The sequence below is a fragment of the Deltaproteobacteria bacterium genome (assembly GCA_016219225.1).
In the GTDB taxonomy this organism is placed as follows: domain Bacteria; phylum Desulfobacterota; class RBG-13-43-22; order RBG-13-43-22; family RBG-13-43-22; genus RBG-13-43-22.
On record JACRBX010000029.1, the window covers coordinates 1 to 9,601 of the forward strand.

Genomic DNA, 9,601 nt, shown 5'->3' on the forward strand with positions numbered 1-9,601 from the left:
CAAGCCGCCCAAAAGTCTGGGCCGGCTCGAAGACCTGGCTGCCCGTTTCTGTCTGATCACCAACACGACCACCCCTTTGTTGGGAAGGAAAAAAATATTTACCTTTGCCGGGGATCACGGGGTGGCTGAAGAAGGGGTCTCGGCCTATCCCAAAGAGGTAACCCCCCAAATGGTCCGGAATATATTGGCCGGAGGGGCGGCGGTGAATGTCCTGGCCAGACATGCCGGAGCGGAAGTCTGCGTGATCGACATGGGGGTGGATGATCCCTTAGCCGATGCGCCGAATCTCATCCGCCGCAAAATAAAGTTCGGGACCAACAATATGGCCAAAGGAGCGGCCATGAGTCTTGAAGAGGCCGGGCAAGCCATAGAAGCCGGGATTGAATTGGCCCGGTCGGCCGCTCAAGATGGTGTGACCCTCATCGGGACCGGAGAAATGGGGATCGCCAACACCACCCCTTCATCGGCCCTTTTTGCCGCCCTGCTCCCCTGCCCGGTGGAAGATATTACCGGCCGCGGCACCGGGATCGATGATGCCGGGTTGATTAAAAAGATAGAAGTCATCAAGCGGGCCTTGAAGGTCAACCAGGCAAAGTTGAGTGATCCCCTCAGCACCCTGGCCGCCGTAGGCGGTTTGGAGATTGCCGGTATCTGCGGTCTTTGCCTGGGTGCGGCAGCCTCCCGTATTCCGGTAGTGGTCGATGGATTCATTTCTTCCGCCGGAGCCCTGGTCGCCTGCCGATTATGCCCGTCCGTCCGGGAGTATCTCTTTTTCAGCCACCTGTCCGAGGAAGCCGGGCATGCCACCTTTTTGCGGCTTTTTAAAGTGGAACCGATCCTGGATTTGAAGATGCGTCTCGGGGAAGGCACCGGTGCCGCCCTGGCCATGTCTATCATCGAGGCCTCGGTGAAGATTTATAACGAAATGGCCACTTTTGCCTCGGCCGGGGTGAGTGATAAAGCATAGATACTGAAAACCTGGAATCCAGAATTCTGGATTCTAATCATCGCAGAAGATCAAGGGCGGTCTAACCATTCTGAGATCGAGTATCCTGTCCAACACGCTCCTGTTTTTACTTCGATTTCCCGCGCTTCCGCTTGCGGCCCATAACCCGTTTCAGGGCCACCCGGGCCTTGGTCAGCGGGGTGATTTTACCGCCTTCGAATCGGACCCGGAATTCGACATAGAACTGAGAAAGGGATTTCAACGTCCATTTAAATAGTTCATCGCGCCCCGTGGTCTCTCCCCGACAAACGTGATGATGACAGCCGATGGCCACGGCTTGAACCGGAACGAGCAGTTGAATCTTTGACAGATCCTCCATCTCAAGGGGTTTTTCCGCTGATTCCATCTCCATGGCCGCCGCCCGGACGTCGTGTCTGTCCCGGGCATATTCCTCAAAGCGCAGGGAGATCAGTTTTTCCCAATCCTTGAGATACCCGGCCTCCACACCCAATGTCCTTAAATGATTTACATAGGCCTTGGGGATTTTTGTGTTCAAATTCTTGAGATAGCCGCGGAACTCATCGACTACCCGGAGATCAGGGGCTTCCAGGAGAAGCATGATAAGAGCCAGATGGGCTACAACCAGTTCATTAAAGATCCGGTCCTGCTCCACCTGACTGATTTGTTCGAACCCGGCCAATTGCCGGAAAGATTTGTCTTGAAACAGTTGGAAGGCGGACGAGGCACAGGCCTGCGACAAACCAGCCGCCGTGGTTTCAGCCATCTGATCGATGGATTCAAATTGGGGTTTATCCATAAATTATCCTTTCTGATCAGGCAAAGATATTTTTATTTCCAATCCCTTTTCCAGATTATAAGCCCCAATGGTTCCGCCATGCCGCTCAATGATCTTTTTGGCAATGGCCAGGCCCAGCCCTGAACCGGCGGCCTTGGATTGTTTAGCCCGATGGAAGGGGTCAAAGATCCTGGAAAGCTCGCTTTCGGGTAATTCCTCGAAGGTGTTGGTTATACTTATCTCTAAAAACCCAGGGGATTGTTTCGATAGGATATGGATCTGACCTTTTTCTGGTGTGAATTTGACGGCATTATCAAGAAGGTTTAAAAAGACGGTGGTCAGGGCTTCTTTATCCCCGAAAAAGGTGGGGAGTAATGAAATGTCCGACACAACCCGCAGATCCTTTTTCTGGATCACCGGTTGAAATCGTCGAAGAAGCTCCCGGATAACTTCCGAAGGGTCAAAAGGTGCGAAGATCAGGGGTGCTCCTTGCATATCCAACTTGGACAATTCCAGGATTCGACCGATGAGATGATCCAGTTCCTGGATATCTTCCCGTATTTCATCCAGGTGTCTTTCATAAAAAGCAGCCTCCCCTTGTTCCAGTTTTTCCCGGAGCATTTCTTCGGAAATCCTGATCCTGGTGAGAGGCGTGCGCAGCTCATGAGAGACATGGGCCATAAGCTCCCGGGCGTTCCCAATCATAGTTCCCAGTTTATCAGCCATTCGATTAAAGGCCTGGGCCAGGTCACCGATCTCATCTTTGCCCCTGACATCCGCCCGGCAGGAAAGATCCCCCTCGGTTATGGTTAAGGCCGACTGGCGGAGTTTTTCAAGACGACTAGTAATGATCCGTGATACGGGAAGGATCAGCAAAGCGGCCACCAGACCGATAATGAAAAGTCCCAAAGCAAAGCCTTGTTTGGGACGAGGGGGCCCTTGCGGTCTGTCGAACAGGACATGGATATGACCCGTTTCTCCTCCTCCAAAGGCAATGGGCATAACCGCGTAATAATCCAGATCTCTCTGACGGTAAATAGTGATATTCCCCCGGGTCAGGGAAGGTTTTTTTCTAAGCCGGGAAACGAGATCCGGAATCTCTCCCGGGAAGGACTTCAAGAGAATGGTTCCGTCCGGTTTCTGAAGCCAGAGCCTGGCCCCCAGAACGCTTCCGAAGTCCAAAATAAAATTTTTCAGTTGTTCATTTTTGTGCCAATCCGCAACAGGTTCCGAGTGGATTTTATCTTCCACCACTTTTTTGATAATAAGGGCCTTGGTCCTGGTGGATTCTTCCAGGTGGGCGGTGAAGTGCTTTCCGGGCAAGGCGAGAAAAAGGGCAAAGATCACGATCAAGGCAGTGAAAAAGACGGCTAAAAAGGATAAAAGGATTTTGATGTATAATTTGCCTGGTGTCATGACGCATCTATAAACATATAGCCACTGCCCCAAATGGTTTTTATCCTCTGGGGTGAGCGGGGATCGGGCTCCAATTTGGCCCGTAGTTTGCTGATATGAACATCGATGCTACGATCAAAGGCCATAAAATCTCTCCCCCGGGCCAGGGTCATGAGCTGATCGCGGCTCAAAACGGTATTGGGGTTCTTCATCAGCACTTCCAGAATCCGGTATTCAGCCGTGGACAGTTCTATTTCGCCGCCTTCCGTTGAAACAGTCTGCCTGGCCCTGTTCAGCGTCACCCCTCCCGACTGGATAAAGAGACGTTCTTTGGCAGGGTGTTGGACGGTGACTCCTGTTGCGGCCCGGCGCAAAACCGCTTTTATCCTGGCCAATAGTTCCCTTGGATTAAAAGGCTTGGGCAGATAATCATCTCCCCCCAATTCCAATCCCACAATGCGGTCCGTATCTTCCCCCCTGGCCGTGAGCATAACCACCGGCAGGTTATAATCCCGCCTGATCTCTTTCAGTATTTCCAGCCCATCCTTTCCAGGCAGCATAATATCCAGAATGACCAGGTCCGGCGATTCGGTGCCGATCGTCTGGAGGACATGGGAACCGTCCGAGAGGGCCAGAACACGAAATCCGTTATTCTCCAGGTATTCTTTGAGGCGTTTTTGGAGTTTTTCATCGTCATCGACCATTAAAACCAGATTTCCCATTTTTGTCACCCCCTTTTACTCTTTTTTACATTTATTTAACAAATTTTTACAAGCGGAAAAAAGATTCTTTACATCTCTGCAATAACATACCGGAAAAATAGAGCTAATAATCATTAACCCCAACACCAAGAAAGGAGTCAAAAAATGAAAACAAGAAACAAGGTCTTTATCGGGAGCGGTATTATCTTTTTGGTTTTGGTTCTTGCCGGATTCGGACTGGTATCGGCCTATGGGCCATGGAGTGATCCCTGCGGGGGCTTTCCTCCCCGGTTTCATGGCAGTGGCTTTCATCCCGGAGCGCACAGCCGGGATATGACCGATTTTATCCTTTGGCGGATGGATAAAAAGGCCAAGGAACTGAATCTCAGCGACACCCAGAAAGCGAAATACGAGGTCATCAAGGGAAATCTTAAAACCCATTTTTCCGAAACCCTGGGCCATCGTCAAAAGATGAAGGACCAGTTCCAAAAGGAGATGAGCAAAGAAGATCCCAATGTTAAATTGATGGTTGAATCCTTAAAGACAAAAATCAACGAAATGTCCGGTTTTCTGAGTAAGAATCTGGACCTGCTGGTGGATTTCTATGACTCACTGGATAACCATCAAAAGCAATTGGTCAACGAGGAAATCAGGGAAAGAATGAAACGCCACCGATCATGATTTTTCCGGATTCCGGGTCAAGCCCGGAATAACGACCATTTTCCCACTATCCGTCACCCCGGCGAAAGCCGGGGTCCGGATTTTATAACCTGTTCGGGAAGACCCCATGTCGATTCCATTACGTAACTCGTGCGGCCACTGTTTACCGTTCCCTGGTTACGAGTTTTTGCGCCTCAGCACAGGCTGTCCCGGGGCTTGCTTCAAACCATTTCAATACGATTGAAACATTTTCCTCCTTCGGTTTTTCGTTTGCCCTCAAGGCCTTAAGCCAATTCTCTTCAAGTTCTCGCAGGCCGGTCCCGAACACCTCCTGCCATGGCCGGTCCTTGTCATGGGAAAGCCGGTGAAACTGCTTTATCTTGTTGATCCCATAGGTCTGAAACAGATAGTTGCCGAAGGACCCTGATTCGGCATAGGCCTTATGTTGTTTGGCTTTATCATGAATCGAGAGCTTGCCGCCGCCCGCATCCTTCATCCCCCATGATTCATGATCCGGTCCCAATTCATGCAAAGGGAGGTAGGATTTTGTTTTCAGAAAAGCCAATACCCAGTCGTCACTGCTGAATCGACACATGGGGAAAGTTAATGGATTGCCGACCTGCGCTTCCGTAAGAATACCCATCAGGTTGCGAATCAATTTGTCCTTTTGGGGGAATACGGCACTCGTAAGCTTGTGGGCCATCATTTGTGGTAGGCCGTCAGTGCCGAAAACCCGAACGATGCGTATCCGCTGACTTCCCTTCTTGTCCCAATAAAAAACGCTGGAATAGACCTCTCTTCGCGGCTGATCGAAATAGACCCTTATCTTTCCAAATCGGTCTATTCCGGGGTCAGCAGACCAGAATGCAAGGACTTTATTGAGTGTTTCCTGGGCCATTCCGGCTAATCGTTTCAGTTGCTCATTGGAAAGATGGCCGGTTGTGTCACCCACTATCAGGTAAGGGGTTTCTAAGGTGGTTTCAGCGGCCTGAGACCAGGCAGGTGCTAATAATCCGGCCACAAACATGGATAAAACGATCGCTATTCTTGTCATCGCTCCCTCCCTATTAAATTTTCTTTGGTTGGCTGCACGTTGTCTGTCCCTTCCGCTCCTTCTTTTTTCCCCAGTGTCTCGCGAACCTTGAAGCTCAGGTCCATCAGAGAGAAGGGCTTCTGGATGAAACAGACGCCTTCTTCCAGGATTCCGTAATGGGCGATTACGTTGGCCGTGTATCCGGACATGAACAGCCGCTTGAGGTCCGGATAGAGCGACAACAGCCGCTTGCAAAGGTCACTTCCGGTCATTTCGGGCATAACCACATCGGTCACCACGAGATCGATCTCACCGGCATGCTCTTCGGCCAATTCAATGGCCTCACCCGGCGTGCCGGCGGTCAGCACGCGATATCCAAGTCTTTCCAGCATCGTCCTGGTCAGGTCAAGCATTGTCGCTTCGTCCTCCACCAGCAGAATGGTCTCCGGGCCGCCTGCGGCCTTCCGGGATTGATCTTCCGTCGAAATCCCTTCGTTTTTCCCCATAAAGCGTGGCAGATAGATCCGGATGGTTGTCCCTTCTCCCGGGTCACTGGACACGTTGATGAAGCCCTTGTTTTGCTTGACGATGCCGTACACGGTGGACAACCCCAGCCCGGTGCCTTTTCCCATCCCCTTGGTGGTAAAGAAGGGTTCGAAGAGATTTTCAAGGACCTCTTTGCCCATGCCGGAGCCATTGTCGCTAACGGCGAGTTCGGCATACTCGCCGGGGATAAAATCTTTGTGGAGGGTGCAATAGACTTCATCAAAGGCCATATTTTTCGTCTCAATGGTGACCTTGCCCACCCCGGCGCAGGCATCACGGGCGTTGACACACAGATTGGCCAAAATCTGGTCGATTTGGCTCGGGTCCATTTTGACGGGCCACAGTTCGATACCCGGCAACCAGGCCAAATCGATATCTTCGCCGATAAGTCTTCGAAGCATCGAGAGCATGCCGGCCACCATGTCGTTCAGGTCCAAGACTTTGGGTGATACGGTCTGTTTTCGGGCAAAAGCCAGAAGTTGCCGGGTGAGGTCGGCCGCCCGTTGCCCGGCCTTCCGGATTTCCTCCAAATCGGCATGGAGCGGCTGGGCCGGGTCCACCTGCTCAAGTGCCAGTTCCGCATGGCCAAGAATGACCCCCAGCATGTTGTTGAAGTCGTGGGCCACACCGCCAGCCAGCCGACCCACAGATTCCATCTTTTGGGCCTGAAGCAACTGACCCTGCAATATCTCCTTTTCCTCTTCAGCCTTCTTGCGCTGGCCAATGCCCTCGATGACCGAGATGAAATAGGCGGGATCGCCGGAGGCGTTACGGACCATTGAAACGGTCAGGTTAATCCAGACCAGGGAGCCGTCTTTACGCAGGTATCTCTTTTCCATGCTATAGGTTGGGATTTCTCCGGCCAGTACTTGGCGCACGTTTTCCAGGTCGGCATCCAGGTCCTCGGGATAGGTGATGTCCTGGAACGTCTTTTGGAGCAGTTCCTGTCTGGAATACCCGACAATCTCGCACAGCTTCTGGTTTACCCGCAGCCATCGGCCGTCCGGGGCAACATGGGCGATGCCCACGGCCGCCTGTTCAAAAGTGGCCCGGAATCGTTCTTCATTTTCTTGGAGTTCACGAAGAAAGAGGACGCTGCTGAGCCCATCGGCAATCCGGCGGCTGATCTCCTTAAAGAGTTTTTTTTCTTCATTGGACCAGAGGCGAGGATAGGAACACTGGTGCATGCCGAACACCCAGGGTTTACCCAACTTGGGATAAAGGGGAACGGTCATCTGGGACTGAACGCCGAATTGTTCGGCAGTCACTTGGTTAATGGGTCTTTCCGTCCCGGCGGTGTAAGTCACCGGGTCATCTGACTCCAGAACCTCTCGCAAATTCTCGGCTAAGTCGGGGGTCATCGGCACATCCAGGTCCTGGACATTGGCGCCCGGATATTCGGGCCGGCTGATTTCCACGGGTACACGAAACGACGGCGCTTCAGGGTCGCCGGGATAAAAGAGCCAGGCCCGATCGCAGTCGAAAATCGAAAACACCGTCTCAACTATATTCCACAGCATCTTCTCAACATTGATCTCCTGCTTGATGGCCAGATCAACCCGCTCCAGGTTTTCCAGAAAGCGAACGTGTGCCTTGTGTTCCTCCTCGGCCTGCTTACGCTCGGTGATATCTCGACAGACATAGAGAATGGTACCGCCTTTAATCGAAACCCGTTTGACGGTGACCAGATAATCTCTTTTAGCGCCGTTTTTGTTGGCGATCACAGCTTCGATATTGGAGATTTCACCCCGCCTGTTCAGATCCTCAAGGTCGAATAGACTTCGGCCCTCGCCCACACAGGCAGATATGTTGCCCAGGGCTCGTATTTCCTCTACGGAATAGCCAAGAATGTGGGGAATATTGGGACAGATAAAGGTGAACTTGCCCTCGGAATCGGTAATAAAAACCGGGTCCAGGATATTTTCGATCGTGATGCGGTGCAGTTCTTCACTCTCCTTGAGCGCCCGTTGGGCGGCGCGCTCGGCGGTCTGGTCGTGAAAGACCAGGACCACGCCGATGATCGTCCCCTGTCGGTCGAAGATAGGCGCTCCGCAGTCGGCAATGGGGCGCTCTGTCCCGTCTCGGGCGATAAGCAGGGTGTCGTTGGCCAGCCCCACTGTTTTGCCCTCCCGCAGGACACGCTCAGCCGGATTTTTAACCTCGGCCCTGGATTTTTCGTTGACTATGCGGAATACGTCATCCAATGGCTTTCCAAAGGTCTCAACTTCACTCCACCCGGTGAGGCTTTCGGCAACCGGATTTATCCGGGTGATTCGGCAGGCAGCATCCGTGACAATAACCCCGTCACCGATGCTGTAGAGTGTCGCCCGGAGTTCTTCCAGTGCCTGGCCGGCCTCCTGCTCCGCATCAACCGATAGGTTCTCTTCTTTCATGCTTTCACCTCCGTCCCGGACTCAATCCCCATGGGTAGCGTCCATTTCTTTCCAATCTTACAGAGCCCAATCATGAAAAAGATGGCAATAATGTGCCACCCCCAGCCCATAACGGTCAGAACCGTCTCATGGGAGGTGGTCATATTGTAGACCGCATCCTTTGACGCCGCCCCAAGTTCCGGACTGCGAATGATCGAGTACTGAAAAACATCCAGGAGTGCGTGATACAGGGATACGCCATAGAGTTCCCGGGTGGTCAGGTAAAGGATGCTGATCGGAACGGCTGAGATTCCATGGGCGACCAGCATGAGGCCTACGGAACCCCATCCGGATGCACCTGCACCGCCGGCGTAAATCGAGAAGTAGGCCGGCAGATGCCAGAGGGCGAAGATCACGGAACAAAGTACGATGGCTGGAAGGCTTCCATATCGTTCTTCCAGCTTGGGGAGGATGTATCCCCTGAAGGCCAGCTCCTCGCCGAATAAGCAGGCGGCAAACAGGCTCGCGCCGCCAATAACCAGGGTGAGGATTACCGTTACGAAGGGGGACATCTCCGCACCCTTGCCTGCCGATGCCGGGTTGAGAGAAAATTGCGCCAACCCAAGCCAGTACGGCAGTCCAACGAGCACGAAGATAGCGGCAACCGTAAATAACAGTCCGATACCCAGACCAATCAAGGCATTACGGTTTAATCTGAATCCCATATCCGTAAATTTGCCATGATGGAATCGCTTCTGAAACAGGATGGCTGCCATTCCCGCCAGGGGTATGGCAAAAGACAAATAGACGGTAACACCGGAAGTGGAGAAGAGCGGCCCGATCCCGACCAAGATGAAAATAAACACGATGTATGCAAGCAACGCCATGTTCCTTATTCCTCTCTTTTGTTATCGAAGCCAGGGGGATAATAAATCTACAATAAAAAACCAGAAATAAACATATATCTTTTGGCACCAATTCCACGGGGGCCATCTCTTAGTCGGCGAAGTCAATATTGATGCGTTCGTAAAAAGTCCAAAAGTGCCGATTTACGTCATTCCCGTGAAAACGGGAATCCAGTGTTTTTAATTAGTTACATATAGCCTGGATTCCCGCCTTCGCGGGAATGACGAGTTTTTACGAGACCATCAA

General features: G+C 52.1%; 8 protein-coding genes. 2 read left to right on the plus strand and 6 right to left on the minus strand.

Going from position 1 to position 9,601, the window contains the following annotated elements:
- The coding region (gene cobT, locus HY879_02140; GenBank protein ID MBI5602133.1) for a nicotinate-nucleotide--dimethylbenzimidazole phosphoribosyltransferase at positions 1-967 on the plus strand (967 nt) is incomplete at its 5' end.
- Between the two features lie 106 nt (positions 968-1,073).
- Here cobT and HY879_02145 read toward each other — a convergent pair.
- The 3 genes from HY879_02145 to HY879_02155 are packed head-to-tail and all read right to left on the minus strand — an operon-like array spanning position 1,074 to position 3,859.
- Positions 1,074-1,763 (minus strand): hypothetical protein, encoded by a 690-nt coding sequence (locus HY879_02145; protein ID MBI5602134.1) that lies wholly within the window; start codon positions 1,761-1,763, stop codon positions 1,074-1,076.
- A 3-nt stretch (positions 1,764-1,766) separates the two neighbouring features.
- Positions 1,767-3,158, minus strand: a complete 1,392-nt coding sequence (locus HY879_02150) for a HAMP domain-containing histidine kinase (protein ID MBI5602135.1) — start codon at positions 3,156-3,158, stop codon at positions 1,767-1,769.
- Positions 3,155-3,859: a response regulator gene (locus HY879_02155; protein ID MBI5602136.1), complete on the minus strand. Its 705-nt coding sequence runs from the start codon at positions 3,857-3,859 to the stop codon at positions 3,155-3,157. The genes HY879_02150 and HY879_02155 overlap by 4 nt, the downstream gene beginning before the upstream one ends.
- A gap of 144 nt (positions 3,860-4,003) precedes the next feature.
- Between HY879_02155 and HY879_02160 the strand changes: the two genes are divergently transcribed.
- The gene (locus HY879_02160; GenBank protein ID MBI5602137.1) at positions 4,004-4,519 is read left to right on the plus strand and encodes a Spy/CpxP family protein refolding chaperone; all 516 of its coding nucleotides are present in this window, start codon (positions 4,004-4,006) and stop codon (positions 4,517-4,519) included.
- Between the two features lie 142 nt (positions 4,520-4,661).
- On the opposite strand, the gene HY879_02165 is transcribed toward HY879_02160, so the two are convergent.
- The 3 genes from HY879_02165 to HY879_02175 are packed head-to-tail and all read right to left on the minus strand — an operon-like array spanning position 4,662 to position 9,336.
- Positions 4,662-5,552, minus strand: coding sequence for a hypothetical protein (locus tag HY879_02165; protein MBI5602138.1), 891 nt, complete (start codon positions 5,550-5,552; stop codon positions 4,662-4,664).
- Positions 5,549-8,470, minus strand: a complete 2,922-nt coding sequence (locus HY879_02170; protein MBI5602139.1) for a PAS domain S-box protein — start codon at positions 8,468-8,470, stop codon at positions 5,549-5,551. Before HY879_02170 ends, HY879_02165 begins: the two co-directional genes overlap by 4 nt.
- A complete protein-coding gene (locus HY879_02175; protein ID MBI5602140.1) occupies positions 8,467-9,336 on the minus strand; it encodes a CPBP family intramembrane metalloprotease in 870 nt (289 codons plus the stop codon). Before HY879_02175 ends, HY879_02170 begins: the two co-directional genes overlap by 4 nt.
- Between the last annotated feature and the right edge of the window lie 265 nt (positions 9,337-9,601).

Coding starts and splice junctions, on each gene's coding strand:
- HY879_02170 (MBI5602139.1), bottom strand. CDS start 8,470: ATGAAAGAAGAGAACCTATCGGTTGATGCGGAGCAGGAGGCCGGCCAG.
- HY879_02160 (MBI5602137.1), top strand. CDS start 4,004: ATGAAAACAAGAAACAAGGTCTTTATCGGGAGCGGTATTATCTTTTTG.
- HY879_02175 (MBI5602140.1), bottom strand. CDS start 9,336: ATGGCGTTGCTTGCATACATCGTGTTTATTTTCATCTTGGTCGGGATC.
- HY879_02150 (MBI5602135.1), bottom strand. CDS start 3,158: ATGACACCAGGCAAATTATACATCAAAATCCTTTTATCCTTTTTAGCC.
- HY879_02165 (MBI5602138.1), bottom strand. CDS start 5,552: ATGACAAGAATAGCGATCGTTTTATCCATGTTTGTGGCCGGATTATTA.
- HY879_02155 (MBI5602136.1), bottom strand. CDS start 3,859: ATGGGAAATCTGGTTTTAATGGTCGATGACGATGAAAAACTCCAAAAA.
- HY879_02145 (MBI5602134.1), bottom strand. CDS start 1,763: ATGGATAAACCCCAATTTGAATCCATCGATCAGATGGCTGAAACCACG.